The sequence below is a fragment of the Streptomyces tardus genome, assembly GCF_018101125.2.
GTDB classification, from domain to species: domain Bacteria; phylum Actinomycetota; class Actinomycetes; order Streptomycetales; family Streptomycetaceae; genus Streptomyces; species Streptomyces tardus.
In genome coordinates this window covers 557,458-572,870 of the sequence record NZ_JAELVF020000004.1, presented here as the reverse complement: position 1 = coordinate 572,870, position 15,413 = coordinate 557,458, and the positions used below count along the sequence as shown (strand labels likewise).

The following is a 15,413-nucleotide window of genomic DNA, read 5'->3' as shown; positions in this document are numbered from 1 at the left end:
TGCCCTCGTCGTCTGGGTGCTCGCCGCCGCACGTTCCTGATGGGCACCACCGAGTTCGTCATCGCCGGACTGCTGCCCGAGATGGCCGCCGACCTGAATGTCAGCGTGTCCCACGCCGGCCTCCTGGTCACCGCGTTCGCCGTCGGGATGATCGTCGGCGGACCCGCCATGGCCCTGGCCACCCTGCGCCTGCCGCAGCGCCACACCCTCATCGGCGCCCTCGCCGTCTTCGCCCTCGGCCACGCCGTCGCCGCGCTCAGCCCCTTCTTCACCGTCGTGCTCACCGCCCGCGTGGTGACCGCCCTGGCCACCGGAGCTTTCTGGGCCGTCGGCTTCGTCATCGCCACCACCACCGCGGGCCCGGCCCGGCCCACCCGCGCGGTCGGCGGGCCGAGGTCTCCGTCCGGGCCGAGGTCCGGGCCCTTCGCCAGGGGCGGCTGTGGCTGGCCCTCGGCGCGGCCGTGCTGATCATGGGTGGGGTCCTGGCGATGTACACCTTCATCACGCCGCTGCTGACCGACCGGGCGGGCATTCCGGCCGGTGCCGTACCGCTGGTGCTGATCGCCTTCGGTGTCGGGGTGCTGGGCGGCACCGCGATCGGCTGCCGTCTCGGCGACCACCGCCCGATGGCCACCACGATCACCGCGTCGGCAGCGACCTCCCTCATCCTGCTGGCCATGATCCCCGCCTCGAACAGCCCGGTGGCCGCCGTGGTCCTGGTCTTCGGCACGGCGCTGGCAGGGTTGACCGTCAACCCGGTCGCCACCTCCCTCGCTGTCCGCTTCGCCAGCGACGCCCCCACCCTGACCTCGGCGCTGACCACCTCCGGCTACAACACCGGCATCGCCGCCGGCTCCCTCGTCGCGGGCCGGGCCCTGGACTCCTCGCTCGGCCTGACCGGCCCGGTCCTGGTCGGCGCGGTCTTCGCCGCGCTCACCCTGCTGCCCCTGATCGCCCCCGCGCTGCGCGGCACCAACGGCCCTTCCCCGGGTCGTCGCCCACCACCCCACCGACACGGCCGCCGAACCGGAGACGGCCGACGCCTCCGACGCGACCGCACGCTGAACACCACGCCCGTACAACCTCGTTGGGAGCAACCATCATGAACCCCACCTACGACTTCACCGGCCACGTCGCCTTCGTCACCGGCGCCTCCTCCGGCATGGGCCTGGCCACCGCCCGCGCCTTCGCCCAAGCAGGCGCGGCCGTCGCCCTCGCCGACATCAACGAGGACGCCGTCAACGCCGCCACCAAGCAACTCACCGACGCCGGCCATAAGGCCCTCGCCCTGATCTGCGACGTCACCGACGAGGACCAGGTCGCCGCCGCCGTCGATCGCACCGTCGAAACCTTCGGACGCCTCGACATGGCCTACAACAACGCCGGGATCATGCCCCCACCCACCGACGCCGCCGACGAGAGCGCCGAGCAGTTCGACCGCGTCCAAGGCATCAACCTCCGCGGCATCTGGGCAAGCACGAAGCACGAACTGCGCCACATGCGGGAGCAGGGCAGCGGCGCGATCGTCAACTGCTCCTCCCTCGGCGGCCTCGTCGGCAACCCCGGCCGCGCCGCCTACCATGCCACCAAGCACGGCGTGATCGGCCTGACGAAGAGCGTCGCCCTCGAATACGGCGCCCGCGGGGTACGGATCAACGCCGTCTGCCCCGGCACGATCAGCACCCCGATGGTCGACGCCATGGTCGAAGGCGGAGAGCTCGACCGCTCCCAGGCCGAAGCGGGCCAGGCCATCGACCGGCTCGGCACCGCCGAGGAGATCGCCCAGGCCGTCCTGTGGCTGTGCAGCGACGGCGCCAGCTACGTCACCGGCATCGCCCTTCCAGTCGACGGCGGCTACACCGCCCAGTAGCCAGGCACTACTCGGTCCGGCACCACAGAGCTGCCGAACATCGGGCTCATACCTCGCCCTCGTCCCATTCCGGTGCTTCAGGGTCCCTCCGGGGAGCGCAGGTCGTCGGCGGCCGGGACACCGTCCGGCGAACGGAGATCTACCGGCCGGTCCGGTCCAGGACGACCTTGTTCAGCTCAGGAAGCTCAACCGCACCTGACGGTCTGGATTATCCACATTCGTGTCGACGAGGCAGACGGACTGCCAAGTGCCGAGTTCGAGGCGGCCGTTGACCACCGGAAGGGTGGCGTGCGGGGCGACGAGGGCGGGGAGCACATGGTCGCGGCCGTGGCCGGGAGTGCCGTGGCGGTGGCGCCAGGGGTGGTCGGCGGGCAGCAGCTCGTGCAGCGCGGAGAGCAGATCGTCGTCGCTGCCGGCGCCGGTCTCCAGGATCGCGATGCCCGCGGTGGCGTGCGGGACGAAGACGTTGAGCAGCCCGTCGCGTCCGCGGGCGACGTCCCCGAGGTACGTCTCGCAGTCGCGGGTGAGGTCGGCGACGGTCTCGCTGCCGCCCGTGGTGATGTCGAGGATGCAGGTGTCGAATCGGTCGCTCATGCCCCCATTGTGGCGCCGGCGGCGGGAAGATTCGGGAGACCGGCGCTGTTGAGCCGTACATGAACGAGGTGTCGGTGCTGGTGATCGGCGCGGGCCAGGCGGGCCTGTCCGCCGCCTACCACCTGCGGCGGGTCGGGTTCGTACCGTGGCGGGACTTCCTGGTGCTGGACCACTCGCCGGCTCCCGGCGGAGCGTGGCAGTTCCGCTGGCCGACCCTGACGTACGGGCGGGTGCACGGGATGCACGCGCTGCCCGGCATGGAGCTGACGGGCGCCGACCCGGACCGGCCGTCCTCCGAGGTGATCGGCGAGTACTTCGCGTCCTACGAGAGCACCTTCGAGCTGCCGATCCGTCGGCCGGTGGATGTGCGTGCCGTGCGGAAAGAGCGGGAGGTGAGGCGCGGGCTGCTGAGAGTGGAGACCGACGTCGGCGTGTGGCACACCCGGGCCTTGATCAACGCCACCGGAACCTGGGACCGCCCGTTCTGGCCGCGCGTGCCCGGCCAAAGCCGGTTCTCGGGGTCGCAGTGGCACACCTCGCGCTATCCGGGCCCGGAGGTGTTCCGCGGCCGGCGTGTGGTGGTCGTGGGCGGTGGCACCTCCGCGGTTCAGCATCTGTTGGAGATATCCGAGGTTGCTGCCGAAACAGCCTGGGTGACGCGGCGCCCGCCCGAGTTTCGGGCGGGGCCGTTCGACTCGGAGCTGGGCAGGGCAGCCGTGGCGCGGGTGGAGGAGCGCGTACGGGAGGGGCTGCCCCCGCGCAGCGTGGTGTCGGTGACGGGCCTGCCGATGACCGAGGCGATGCGCGCGGCCCGCGCGCGGGGTGTGCTGGTGCGCAGGCCGATGTTCGAGCGGGTGACCGCGGAGGGCGTGCGCTGGCCCGACGGCAGCGCGTTCGCGGCGGACGCGATCGTGTGGGCGACCGGTTTCCGTCCCGCGATCGGGCATCTGGCCCCGCTGGGGCTCAGGGAGCCCGGGGGCGGCGTACGCCTGGAGGGCACCCGGTCGGTTCGGGACCCGCGAGTGCACCTGGTGGGGTACGGGCCCTCGGCGAGCACCATCGGGGCGAACCGTGCCGGCCGGGCCGCTGTCGTGCGCGTACGCTCGTCCCGTGCTTCTCTCAGACAAGGACATCCGGGCCGAGATCGACGCGGGGCGGGTGCGGATCGACCCGTACGACCCGTCGATGGTGCAGCCCTCCAGTATCGACGTACGCCTCGACCGCACCTCCGTCGCGAATCCCATGACACGACGGAGCTGTCCCGAGCAACACACAAGGAGAACGTACAGATGGACCTCATCACCAACCTGCTCGCCGGTGTCATCCACTTCGTGGGTTGGCTCGTCTGACGGACGACAGGTCGGCCCGCTGAGGCCGGACCCTGTTCGTCGCGGCGCCGCGACGAACAGGGTCCGGCCTCAGCGGGCCGACCTGTCGTCCGTCAGACGAGCCAACCCACGAAGTGGATGACACCGGCGAGCAGGTTGGTGATGAGGTCCATCTGTACGTTCTCCTTGTGTGTTGCTCGGGACAGCTCCGTCGTGTCATGGGATTCGCGACGGAGGTGCGGTCGAGGCGTACGTCGATACTGGAGGGCTGCACCATCGACGGGTCGAAATGACTGCTCGGGGGCGGACGGTGGCGCTCGACTCGAGGTGAACCCGCCACCGGGCGGCGTCGAGACGTTGCGGCGCCCGAGAGCGTGACGGGTGGAGTTGAGGTCGGGGGTGGAGTCGAGGTCCGCTCGCGGGTTGGGTGGGGTTCTGGGTGGACACTCGCGCGAGCACTCGCTCGTGGGGGTGATGGTGCGGAATATGGCTGCCGAAACCCCGCATCAGAGCTGATGATTACTTTGTGCGATCGACGGGATGCATACCGCGACCGCACCTCCGTCGCGAATCCCATGACACGACGGAGCTGTCCCGAGCAACACACAAGGAGAACGTACAGATGGACCTCATCACCAACCTGCTCGCCGGTGTCATCCACTTCGTGGGTTGGCTCGTCTGACGGACGACAGGTCGGCCCGCTGAGGCCGGACCCTGTTCGTCGCGGCGCCGCTCCTCCTCGTCCCAGGGAGGAGCGGCGTCGCCGCGTTCCTGCGGGAAACCGCATGGTGCTGTGTCGCAGTTGCTGCGTACGGTGCGCATGTGCCCCTGAAATTCCACGAGTATCAAAAGAGCATCACCTCCGAGACCGCCGAGTTGTGCGAGCTGCTGGAGTCAGCCGATCTCCGCGCGCAGGTGCCCAGTTGCCCGGACTGGTCGCTGGAGCAGTTGGCGGTCCATGTGGGCCAGGCCCACCGTTGGGCGGACCGAATAGTGCGCACCCGTGCCACCGAGGAGGTGGCGGACGAAGAGGTGCCCGCGTTCACGCCCCCGGAGGGCGGCGGCGTCCGGGAGTTGACCGAATGGCTGGCCGAGGGCGCCGCGCTTCTCTCCCGGGCGTTGGAGGAGGCGGGCGAGGATGCCCGCGTGTGGTCGTGGTTCACCGATCAGACAGCAGGCTTCTGGGCGCGCCGGATGACTCACGAGACCGTCGTGCACCGCGCTGACGCCTGCCTCGCCGCCGAGGTGCCCTTCACCACCGCACCGAGCGTCGCGGCCGACACCATCGACGAATGGCTCACCCTGGTGTGCTCGCGGGCCACGTGGGAGGAGGACGAGGAAGTCCGTGAGCTGGCCCAATGGGCCGGCGCCTCACTGCGGTTGGCCGCCACCGACGCCGCGGAGGGGGTCGACGCCGAGTGGCTGATCGAGCTGGGCTCGGACGGGGTGCAGTGGCAGCGCGGCGGGCGGAAGGAGGCCGATGTGGTCCTGAGCGGCCCGCTGGACGAGGTGCTCAGAGTCTTCTACCGCCGACTGCCCCCGGCAAGCGAGCTGGTGGAGGTCCGAGGCGATGTGGAGCTGCTGGAGGCGTGGTTGGCGAGGGTCTCCTTCGGCGGCTGACCTGCGGACCGTTCCGCGCGGGGCAGGCGCGGAGCGAGAAGTGGGTAGGGCCGAGACGGTGAGCGGGCGAGCACCGACCCCCAGGAGCGGCAGGCCCCCGGAGGAAGAGCGGCCGGGACAGGCGGGCGGTGGGAGGTGCACGGGGGCAGCTGGTGAGCTGCGCAGGTGTACTCGTCAATCGACGCGCACGCGACAGGTGCTGAGTTGAGTATCCGTACTCAGGCGGCAGCGGTCGGGCTGCCGCACTCTGTGTCCATGACGAACAACGCGCCCGTACGACCCCAGATGACCGCGGCCTACTTCCTCCAGGCGGCACTCTCCTTCGCAGTGGCGCTCGCCGCCGTCACGATCGGTGTCGCCTATATGCCGATGGGAGCGTGGGAGCGCGGCTTCCTCGCCATCGGCGTTCTCTTCCTCGTCTCCTCGTCCTTCACTCTCGCCAAATGCGTGCGGGACAGACAGGAGCACTCACAGGTGACCACCCGCGTCGACAAGGCGCGGCTGGACAAGCTCATCAGTGAGCACGATCCGTTCGATGTGAAGAACCTCTGATCCGGACAGGCCTGGAGTGCTGAGGTGGTCGTACGGCCGGGCCCGGTCCACGGGCGGGGCTGCGGTGCCCCAACGACCGCGGGCGTCAGCGGGCTTCGGGCTTGCCGCGGTGCACCGCGGCAAGCTCCGCTTCGAATGCGTCGTGGGCCCGGTCGTCGAAGAGTACGAAGGTTCACCTGTTCCACCGCGGTGCTCGCAGTGCTCACGGTCCGTACCGCGATGCGCGCGGCCTCCTGCAAGGGCCAGCGGTAGGCCCCGGTGGAGATCGCCGGGAACGCGACGGTGCGGGCCGGGCACCCAGCTCGTCCGCGACGAGCAGGGACTCCCGGTAGCAGGAAGCGAGTTCCCGCCCGTCGGCGCCGGGCCCGTGCACCGGCCCGACCGTGTGCACGACCCACCGGGCCGGCAGTCGTCCTGCGGTGGTGGCCACGGCACGGCCGGTCGGCAGCCCGCCGCCGTAGTGCCCCGCGCGCAGCGCCCGACAGTCGGCGAGGATCTCGGGCCCGCCCTTGCGGTGGATCGCACCGTCCACGCCCCCTCCGCCGAGCAACGAGGAGTTGGCCGCCTTGACGATCACGTCGACGTGCTGTCCCGTGATGTCACCGAGGAGCATCCGGATCTCTGGCATACGAACAGAATAGGGCGGGGTGCCTGCGCCCGGTCGGCGCATTCCCGGGCAGTGCGGTGCGGTGTGGTGCCCAACGGTGGGGTGCTGACCCGCACGGGGCCGGTCGGGGCGGATTCAGCGACGCGGGACGAGCGGATGCAGGCTGAACGGTGCAGTCGGCGGGCAGTTGGGTACCTGCGGGGCGGCAGCGGAGCACCGCAGCAGCCCGCGAGGATACGAGGCGCTGGGCGGTTCGCGACGCCGGCCGCAGCAGCGGCGAGACTCCGAGGGTGGCAACCGGCCCTGGCCACGACTGCGTTGACGAGCCATCAGGCCTTTCGAACTGCACCGGTGCGGCCTCGGGTGGGTGCCGTTGCGACTCACGGCGTGCAGCCGTCGATTGGACTCCCCACTCTGCGTACGATTTGCCCATGGGTGTAGCGGAATTCAAGGATTTGGCGCTGGATGCGACGGACCACCAGGCGCTCGCCGACTGGTGGTGCCGCGTGCTCGGATACACCCGCAGGCAGGCTCCTGCCGGCGGCGAGGAGTCGAGGCCGGAGTACCCGGTCCCGATCCACGATCCCCGCGGGCGGGGGCCGGTCATCTGGATCAACCCGGCGTCGGAGGCCAAGTCCGCGCAGAACCGTATGCATCTCGACGTGTGGGGCCGCACCGAGGATCTGCTGGAGCTCGGGGCGACGATGGTCCGCCGCGGGGACGCCGAGCACTGTTGGGACGTGATGGCCGACCCCGAGGGCAACGAGTTCCACGTGTTCGCACCCGACAGGCCGAGCCGCCCGGTCATCCGCCTGCGGCCACGCTGACGGTGTGGCTCGCGGCAACTCCGGGGCGCAACTCGTGCACCACGGCGGCTGCCCCGGGGTGCACGGGGTGGCGCCTGCCGCCTACTTGCGTTCGCCGCACCTGCGAGGACGAACCGGTACCGGGGCGGCCCCTGCACGGGCCCGTGCAGGGGCCGGCTCAGCCCGCCCGCCAGGTGCGGCGGTCGCGGGCCAACGCGTGCAGCCCGGCCGCCCAGGCCGGGCCGAGCACTCCCCCACACCGCAGGAAGTGACCCCGGACGTTGCCGTCGCTGAGGACCGCGACATCGTCCGCGGCTGCCGCCGAGCGCACTACGCGGTGCGCGCCGACCAGCACCAGTACGGCGGTCACGGGCACTTCGGTTCCCGCCGCGCGGGACAGCACGTGGGCGGCCTGGACCGCGCCGCGGCGGCAGTGGCGCACCAGCGGCAGCGGCAGCGCGGCCCCGTGCACCGTGTCCCCGTCCCGCACCTCCGCGCGGGCGGCCGGGTACCAGCGCGAGGACACCGTGTACGTGCCGCCGGGGCCGATCAGCAGATGACCGAGTTCGGTGCCGTCGGGCAGCGGCAGCGAGTGCAGGACGTACCAGCCGCCGAGTTCGAGTTGCTCCAGCTCGTCGGCGACCCGTTCGGCAGCGAGCAGCGCGCTCGCGGTGTCGCGTTCGGGCAGCGGACGTCCCAGCAGCCGCGCGATCGACCGGGCGAGGGCCCCGCGCTGCACCGACTCCCCCGGACGGTGGAGCGACTCTCCGGGCCGGTTCGGGGCGAGGTCGTCATCCGGATGCAGCCAGAGTCGGCCGTCCTCGGGCGTTCCGCGCAACTGCGCCCCCTCTCCCGGCCCCCGCACATGACAGCATGGCTGCCCGTCACGGCCAACAGGCCGGGGAAAGCAGGCATTTGGCGGGCCAAGGCACGACGCGCCGTGGGAACGGGACGCGCCGTCCCCGCGAACCGGCGTGCCGCGGTGCACGGACCGCCTCCGCGCCGACCGACGAGCCACCGGAGCCACCTGGAATGAACAAGTTGATCGACACTGTCGCCTGGATCCACCTGCGCGGCGGACTGGTGCTGGGCACCAGGTCACACGGCAAGGAGCTGTTCTTCATTCCCGGCGGCAAGCGCAACCCCGGAGAGAGCGATCTGGACACGCTCGTCCGGGAGACCCGCGAAGAGCTGACGGTGCGACTGGACCCGGACACCGCACGCCACTTCGGCACCTACGAAGCCCCGGCAGGTCCGCACTCGCCCGTCCCCCGCGTACGGATGGCCTGCTACACGGCGGCCTTCGCCGGGGAGCCGGAACCCTCGGCGGAGATCGAGGAGATGGCCTGGCTGGGGTACGCGGAACGCTTCCGCACCCCGCCCGTGGACCGGCTGGTATTCGACGAACTGTTGGCTCGCGGCTGGATCGAGAGATGAACGCCCGCAGCCTCGGGCGAGGTTGACGCTCTCGGAGCGCACGGGCCGAGGCGCAGAAGGAGCCCGGCGCTGAGCGTGCCTATGGTGCGAGGCCGCCCGGGACGTCCGCTACGCCGGGCTCTTGCCGATCGTCGCTTCCGCCGGCTCCCGGCCACCCGCCTCGCGACGCACCAGTGCCGCGTATCTGTCGTCGCGGCGCAGCAACTCCTCGTGTGTGCCGCGTTCGACGATGCGGCCCTCGTGCAGGACGACGATCTGGTCCGCCTGCCGGACCGTGGAGAGACGGTGCGCGATGGTCAGCGTGGTGCGGCCTGCGGACAGCGCGTCGATCGCCTGCTGCACCGCGTGCTCGGTCCGGGTGTCCAGCGCGCTGGTCGCCTCGTCGAGGATGAGGACGGGCGGATCGCGCAGGATCGTCCGGGCCAGGGCGAGGCGCTGCTTCTCACCGCCGGAGAAGCGGTAGCCGCGCTCTCCGACCACGGTCTCGTAGCCTTCCGGGAGGGCTGCGATGTGGTCGTGGATCTGGGCCGCTTCGGCCGCCGCGACCAATTCGGCGTCGGTGGCGGTGGGTTTGGCGAAGCGCAGGTTCGCTGCGACCGAGGCGTGCAGGAGGTAGGTCTCCTGGGAGACGACGCCCACCGCCGCCGCGAGCGAGGCGAAGTCCAGGTCGCGCACGTCGACGCCGTCGAGGGTGACGCGGCCGTCGCTCACGTCGTAGAGCCGGGGCACCAGGTAGCTGAGGGTGCTCTTGCCCGCGCCGGTGGCGCCGACGACAGCCAGGCTGGTGCCGGCCGGAACGATCAGCTCGACCTCGCTGAGCGTGGGGCGTCCGGAGGGTTCGTAGCCGAAGGTGACGTTCTCGAAGCGGACCTCACCGCGGGCGCGGTGCAGGCGGTGCGGGTCCGCGGACTCGGTGATGGTCACCGGCAGGTCCAGGTATTCGAAGATCCGGTGGAAGAGGGCGAGGGATGCCTGTATGTCCACGCCCGTGTTGAGCAGCGAGGTGGCAGGGCGAAGCAGCCCCTGCTGGAGCGTGACGAAGGCGACGAGTGTGCCGATCGACAGCGCGGGCCCGCCGATGAGCAGCATCGCGCCCGCCGCCCAGTAGAGCAGGGCCGGGAGCGCGGCCATGATGATGCCGATGGTGGCCATCCGCCACCGCCCGGCCATGCTGGAGCGGACCTCCAGATCGGCCAGGCGCCGGGACTCCTCGGCGAAGTCCCGGCTGAGCGACTCGCTGCGGCCCATGGTGCGGCCGAGCAGGATGCCGCTGACCGAGAGCGACTCGGTGACCATGGCGGCCATGGTGGCCATCTGCTTCTGCCGCTCGGCAGTGATCCGCTTGCGCTCACGTCCGACCCGGCGGCTGATCCAGACGAACAGCGGGAGCAGCGCGAGCGAGACCAGGGTCAGTCGCCAGTCCAGCGCGAGCATCGCCACGGTCGTCGCGATCACGCTGGTGGCGTTGGAGACCAGGGAGGTCGCAGTCGAGGTGACGGTCGCCTGCATGCTGCCGATGTCGCCCGCGATGCGGGACTGGACCTCTCCGGTCTTCGTCCTGGTGAAGAACTCCAGCGGCATCCGCTGGAGCTTCGAGTAGACGCCGGTGCGCAGATCGTGCATGACACGCTGCCCAACGGTGGTGGAGATCAAGGTCTGGAGAACGCCGAAGATGCTCGTGAGCACGGCGGCGGCGATCATGCCGAGCGCGAGGAGCGTCAGCAGCCCGGTGCGCTGCTCGGGGATCGCCACGTCGAGGATCTCCCGCAGCAGGAACGGCGTCGCCACCGACACCAGGGAGGCTGCCGCGACCAGTACCCCGACGAGCGCGAGCCGGGCCCGGTAGGGACGGAACAGCACCAGGATGCGGCGCAGTTGCCCCGGGCGGGTCTCCTGGTCGTGGTCGGTGGCCTGCTGCGGCGCGGGGGTGGTCGGCGGGCTGGGCAGCACGTCGTTCTGCACGGGTTGACCTCCTCGGTACGGGACGACGCACTCCGTCGACGACGCGGTCCGTCGTACGGCCCGCCCCTTCGGGCAGGCGCACGCAGGACAGAGTGCCGGACGCTCCCGCGTCACCGAGCATAGGACACAGTTACCTATGTTCACAATGTAGTGAGTCCTGTTATGCTCCCGTCATGAGTTCCGTCGACTCCTCCGGCCGACTGGCCGACCAACTGGCCGATCTCACACGTCGGTTGCACCGCGCACAGCGGCGTCGACTGGAGCCGCTCGGCGTGACCCCGGCCCAGGCCCGGCTGCTGCGCACCCTCGAGCGCTGCGGCTCGCCGCCGCGCATGGCCGACCTCGCCGCACTGATGGATGTCGTGCCGCGCGCGATCACCAGCCTCGTGGACGCGCTCGAGCAGCACGGCGCCGTACGCCGGGCCCCGGACGCGACCTCCCGGCGGGTCACCCGGATCGAGATCACCGAGGAAGGGACGGGGCTGCTGCGGCAGCTCCGAGAAGCTCGGCGCTCCGCAGTGCGGGAACTGCTCGCCCCGCTCAGCGGAGCCGAGCAGGAAGAGCTGAGCGCGCTGCTCTCCGCACTCGAGCCCGGGACGGCCAACGCCCCGACCTCGTCCGGTCGTTGAGCCAGAGGCCACCGGGGCCGGGCGCCGCGGGACGGAGTTGCCGGCGTCTGGCAGACCGCGGCGGTCGATCAGCCTCGCCCGACCGGCGCTCGTCCCACCTCTCGGCCGTACCTTGCGGCCTGTCCTTCGCCTCTCGGCACCCGCGACCCTGGCGCGGGCAGACCTTCGGATCGGCTCGCTCAGCCGACCACGCCGAGAGCTATCAGCGTGCTGCCGATGCCTATGACACCGAAGGCGGGCATCAGCACGCGCGTCTCGACCCAGGTGCCGGCCCGAAAGCGCATGAAGCGCGGAGTGCCCAGCGGGTACCACCGCTTGCGCGCTATGGGCAGCGGCCACAGCATCGGGCAGCCCGAGATCGTGATCGAGTCACCGATGGTGTGCACGATCGCACCCAGCACGATCGGCAGCCCCAGCCACATGTACTCCTGACCCTCGGCACCGAACAGCCAGTTGGAACCGTTCCCCGGCTGGTCCAGAACCTCCGCCAGAATCCAGGCGGTTGCCGCCCCCAGCAGCCAGACCAGGACGTCGCTGGAGACCCGCGCCATCCGCCACAGCAAGCCCTCCACAGCGAGCACCATGTGGATGAAGAGGATCACCAGAACCGCCCAGCGGCCACCGGTCACCGCTGCCGCGGAGAAGCCCGCACCGACCATCACCGCCCATATCCAGGTGTGGGTGAGGGTGCGGTGGCCGCCGGACCGCTTCCGCTCGGCCTTGCCCCTGGTCGCGTTGAACACGGCGGACGAGAGCTTGTCGACCACCCCGCACAGGATCTTCGAGAAGGGCCCGAACGCCCGGGATATCGTCGCCGACCTGTGGTCGAGATCGGGCGCGAGAGCCGCACCGGCACAGATCAGGGCGCCGACCACCAACACGGTCCAGGGCATGGGGCGATCGAGCGCCGCCGCCACTGCCCCCGCTCCCAGCCAGGCCGCTGCCCCTGACAGAGAGTGCGCCGGTCCCATCATCTGTACTCCACCCCATCGCTGTGTAGTTGAGCCGCCCCGAACACGTGGCCGGCGCCACAGCGTACTGCTGCGTGATCTTGTCCCCTCCCTCGCCTCCGCTCTCGGCCTTCCCCGCCGGTTCCCGTCCCGGAGCTTCGGGAGGGCAGTATGGGGACCGTGACCCTTATCGATCAGATCCCCCGGCCCGCAGACCCCGACGCCCTCTTCGACGCTTTCTCGTCCTGGGCCGAAGAGCGGGGCATCAGCCTCTACCCCGCGCAGGAGGAGGCCCTGATCGAGGTCGTGTCCGGGGCGAACGTGATCCTCTCGACCCCGACCGGCTCGGGGAAGTCTCTGGTGGCGGCAGGGGCCCACTTCGCGGCCCTCGCACAGGACAAGGTCACCTTCTACACAGCACCCATCAAGGCCCTGGTGTCGGAGAAGTTCTTCGATCTCTGCAAGATCTTCGGCACCGAGAACGTCGGCATGCTGACTGGCGACGCCTCTGTCAACAGCGACGCACCGGTGATCTGCTGCACCGCGGAGGTGCTCGCCTCGATCGCGCTGCGCGACGGCAGGCACGCCGACATCGGCCAGGTGGTGATGGACGAATTCCACTTCTACGCGGAGCCGGACCGCGGCTGGGCGTGGCAGATCCCCCTGCTCGAGCTCCCGCAGGCGCAGTTCGTGCTGATGTCCGCCACGCTCGGCGACGTCACTCGTTTCAAGGACGACCTCACCCGGCGCACCGGGCGCGACACCGCGGTGGTGCGCTCGGCCACGCGGCCGGTGCCGCTGAGCTACGAGTACCGCACCACGACGCTCACCGAGACGCTGACAGAACTCCTCCAGACCCACCAGGCCCCGGTCTACATCGTCCACTTCACCCAGGCGCAGGCGGTGGAACGGGCGCAGGCGCTGATGAGCATCAACATGTGCAGCCGCGCCGAGAAGGACGAGATCGCGCAGGTGATCGGCAACTTCCGCTTCACCACACGATTCGGCCGCAACCTCTCCCGCTATGTCCGGCACGGCATCGGGGTGCACCACGCGGGCATGCTCCCGAAGTACCGCAGGCTCGTCGAACGGCTGGCACAGGCCGGCCTGCTCAAGGTCATCTGCGGCACCGACACGCTCGGCGTGGGCGTCAACGTCCCCATCCGCACCGTGCTGTTCACCGCGCTTGCGAAGTACGACGGGACCCGGGTGCGGGTGCTTCGCGCCCGCGAGTTCCACCAGATCGCGGGGCGCGCGGGGCGTGCGGGCTTCGACACTTCCGGCTTGGTCGTCGCCCAGGCCCCCGAGCACGTGGTGGAGAACGAGAAGGCGCTGGCGAAGGCGGGCGACGACCCGAAGAAGCGCCGGAAGGTGGTGCGCAAGAAGGCCCCCGAGGGGTTCGTCGGCTGGGGGCAGAACACCTTCGAGAAGCTGATCGCCGCCGAGCCGGAACCGCTCAACTCGCGCTTCCGGGTCACCCACGCAATGCTGCTGTCGGTCATCGCGCGGCCCGGCGATCCGTTCGTCTCGATGCGCCGGCTGCTGGAGGACAACCACGAGGACCGGCGCTCCCAGCTCCGCCACATCCGGCGGGCCATCGCGATCTTCCGCTCCCTGCTCGACGGCGGCGTGGTGGAGCGGCTCGCAGAACCGGACGCGCAGGGCCGCACCGTGCGACTGACCGTGGACCTCCAGGAGAACTTCGCACTCAACCAGCCGCTCTCCACCTTCGCCCTGGCCGCCTTCGATCTGCTGGACCCCGAATCCCCCTCCTACGCACTGGACATGGTCTCGGTCGTGGAGTCGACCCTGGACGATCCGCGCCAGATCCTCGCCGCTCAGCAGAACAAGGCCAGGGGCGAGGCCGTGGGCGAGATGAAGGCGGACGGTATCGAGTACGAGGAGCGGATGGAGCGGCTGATGGACATCAGCTACCCCAAGCCGCTGGACGAACTGCTCTGGCACGCCTACGACCTCTACCGCCGCTCGCACCCGTGGGTCAGCGATCACCCGCTCTCGCCGAAGTCCGTGGTGCGGGACATGTACGAACATGCCATGTCCTTCTCGGAGTTCGTCTCCCACTACGAACTCGCCCGGACCGAGGGCATCGTGCTGCGCTACCTCGCCAGCGCGTACAAGGCACTCGAGAACACCGTCCCCGACGATCTGAAGTCCGAGGACTACCAGGACATCGTGGCGTGGCTGGGCGAGATGGTCCGCCAGGTCGACTCCAGCCTGCTCGACGAGTGGGAGCAGCTGGCCAACCCGGCCGAGGAGACCGCAGAGGAGGCGCAGGCGCGGGCCGACCAGGTGCGCCCCGTCACGGGAAACGCCCGCGCCTTCCGGGTCCTGGTGCGCAACGCACTCTTCCGGCGGGTCGAGCTGGCCGCGATGGACCGGGTCCACGAACTCGGTGCGCTGGACGGCGAATCGGGCTGGGACTCCGACGCCTGGGCCGCCGCGATGGACGCCTACTGGGAGGAGTACGACGAGCTCGGCTCCGGCCCCGACGCGCGCGGCCCCAAGCTCCTGCGGATCGAGGAGGTGCCCGAGGACCGGCTGTGGCGGGTGCGGCAGACCTTCGACGACCCGCGCGGAGACCACGACTGGGGCATCTCGGCCGAGGTGGACCTCGCCGCCTCGGACGAAGAGGGCCGCGCGGTCCTGCAGGTCACCGGCGTCGGGCCCCTCTAGCACCGCCCGACTGCCACCGTCGCCGCGCCCGGTGAGTAGCGGTGGCGGTGGCGGTGGCGGTGGCGGTGGCGGCCCGAACTCCGGCTTCCTGGCCGGTGGTACGGCCCGCCGACTGCGGCCGGGAGAAGGCAGCTCGGTGTCTTTTGCCCTCCTCTCCCCGGCCGGCCCGGGAGCCCGCACACCGCCGCCCCGCGGGTGCCGACACGGGCGCCAGTACTCGCACCGGCGCATGCACCGATCGGGCAGCGTGCGGCGGGCAGGACGCGGCGCGCCCCGACTCCTCCCGACCACCGGGAGCAACCGGGGAACACATCGCACGATCACGCCACGGGAAGACACACGGGGACACGCACCGGTACGAGGT

General features: G+C 70.7%; 14 protein-coding genes and 2 pseudogenes. 11 read left to right on the top strand and 5 right to left on the bottom strand.

From position 1 onward, the window contains the following. Window positions 1-39: 39 nt before the first annotated feature. From JGS22_RS26655 to JGS22_RS25015, 3 genes are read left to right on the top strand one after another with little or no spacing between them, the layout of a single operon-like run. Window positions 40-468 (top strand): MFS transporter, encoded by a 429-nt coding sequence (locus JGS22_RS26655; protein WP_236074336.1) that lies wholly within the window; start codon window positions 40-42, stop codon window positions 466-468. Continuing rightward, the gene (locus JGS22_RS26650) at window positions 438-1,106 is read left to right on the top strand and encodes an MFS transporter (RefSeq protein ID WP_372454359.1); all 669 of its coding nucleotides are present in this window, start codon (window positions 438-440) and stop codon (window positions 1,104-1,106) included. Before JGS22_RS26655 ends, JGS22_RS26650 begins: the two co-directional genes overlap by 31 nt. Then, window positions 1,103-1,870, top strand: coding sequence for an SDR family NAD(P)-dependent oxidoreductase (locus tag JGS22_RS25015; RefSeq protein WP_211041100.1), 768 nt, complete (start codon window positions 1,103-1,105; stop codon window positions 1,868-1,870). Before JGS22_RS26650 ends, JGS22_RS25015 begins: the two co-directional genes overlap by 4 nt. Before the next feature lie 171 nt (window positions 1,871-2,041). Here JGS22_RS25015 and JGS22_RS25010 read toward each other — a convergent pair whose 3' ends face one another. Next, a complete protein-coding gene (locus JGS22_RS25010; protein ID WP_211041099.1) occupies window positions 2,042-2,464 on the bottom strand; it encodes a secondary thiamine-phosphate synthase enzyme YjbQ in 423 nt (140 codons plus the stop codon). Between the two features lie 59 nt (window positions 2,465-2,523). Here JGS22_RS25010 and JGS22_RS25005 point away from each other — a divergent pair. The 4 genes and pseudogenes from JGS22_RS25005 to JGS22_RS24995 form a co-directional block, all read left to right on the top strand. After that, window positions 2,524-3,630, top strand: a pseudogene (locus tag JGS22_RS25005) (NAD(P)-binding domain-containing protein); the annotation flags it as partial. Continuing rightward, the gene (locus JGS22_RS27615; protein WP_505011424.1) at window positions 3,536-3,934 is read left to right on the top strand and encodes a dCTP deaminase domain-containing protein; all 399 of its coding nucleotides are present in this window, start codon (window positions 3,536-3,538) and stop codon (window positions 3,932-3,934) included. The pseudogene JGS22_RS25005 and the gene JGS22_RS27615, both read left to right, overlap by 95 nt. Before the next feature lie 680 nt (window positions 3,935-4,614). After that, window positions 4,615-5,412: a maleylpyruvate isomerase N-terminal domain-containing protein gene (locus tag JGS22_RS25000; protein WP_211041097.1), complete on the top strand. Its 798-nt coding sequence runs from the start codon at window positions 4,615-4,617 to the stop codon at window positions 5,410-5,412. Between the two features lie 255 nt (window positions 5,413-5,667). Next, window positions 5,668-5,964 (top strand): YiaA/YiaB family inner membrane protein, encoded by a 297-nt coding sequence (locus JGS22_RS24995; RefSeq protein WP_211041096.1) that lies wholly within the window; start codon window positions 5,668-5,670, stop codon window positions 5,962-5,964. A gap of 85 nt (window positions 5,965-6,049) precedes the next feature. On the opposite strand, the pseudogene JGS22_RS24990 reads toward JGS22_RS24995, so the two are convergent. Then, a pseudogene (locus tag JGS22_RS24990) lies at window positions 6,050-6,592 on the bottom strand (O-acetyl-ADP-ribose deacetylase). Window positions 6,593-7,002: 410 nt separating this feature from the next. On the opposite strand from JGS22_RS24990, the gene JGS22_RS24985 reads away from it, so the two are divergent. After that, window positions 7,003-7,398, top strand: a complete 396-nt coding sequence (locus tag JGS22_RS24985; protein WP_211041095.1) for a VOC family protein — start codon at window positions 7,003-7,005, stop codon at window positions 7,396-7,398. Window positions 7,399-7,555: 157 nt separating this feature from the next. Here the strand turns inward: JGS22_RS24985 and JGS22_RS24980 are convergent, their stop codons facing one another. After that, a complete protein-coding gene (locus JGS22_RS24980; protein ID WP_236074335.1) occupies window positions 7,556-8,215 on the bottom strand; it encodes a nuclease-related domain-containing protein in 660 nt (219 codons plus the stop codon). 194 nt (window positions 8,216-8,409) lie between these two features. On the opposite strand from JGS22_RS24980, the gene JGS22_RS24975 reads away from it, so the two are divergent. Beyond that, window positions 8,410-8,814, top strand: coding sequence for an NUDIX hydrolase (locus tag JGS22_RS24975; RefSeq protein WP_211041093.1), 405 nt, complete (start codon window positions 8,410-8,412; stop codon window positions 8,812-8,814). A 108-nt stretch (window positions 8,815-8,922) separates the two neighbouring features. On the opposite strand, the gene JGS22_RS24970 is transcribed toward JGS22_RS24975, so the two are convergent. Beyond that, on the bottom strand, window positions 8,923-10,764 hold the full coding sequence (locus JGS22_RS24970) for an ABC transporter ATP-binding protein (RefSeq protein WP_211041103.1): 1,842 nt from the start codon (window positions 10,762-10,764) through the stop codon (window positions 8,923-8,925). Between the two features lie 185 nt (window positions 10,765-10,949). On the opposite strand from JGS22_RS24970, the gene JGS22_RS24965 reads away from it, so the two are divergent. Further along, window positions 10,950-11,405 (top strand): MarR family winged helix-turn-helix transcriptional regulator, encoded by a 456-nt coding sequence (locus JGS22_RS24965; RefSeq protein ID WP_211041092.1) that lies wholly within the window; start codon window positions 10,950-10,952, stop codon window positions 11,403-11,405. 179 nt (window positions 11,406-11,584) lie between these two features. On the opposite strand, the gene JGS22_RS24960 is transcribed toward JGS22_RS24965, so the two are convergent. Next, a complete protein-coding gene (locus tag JGS22_RS24960; protein WP_211041091.1) occupies window positions 11,585-12,379 on the bottom strand; it encodes a metal-dependent hydrolase in 795 nt (264 codons plus the stop codon). A 156-nt stretch (window positions 12,380-12,535) separates the two neighbouring features. Here JGS22_RS24960 and JGS22_RS24955 point away from each other — a divergent pair, with 156 nt between their 5' ends. After that, entirely contained in the window at window positions 12,536-15,049 is a 2,514-nt protein-coding gene (locus tag JGS22_RS24955) for a DEAD/DEAH box helicase (RefSeq protein WP_211041090.1), read from the top strand. Window positions 15,050-15,413: the final 364 nt, after the last annotated feature.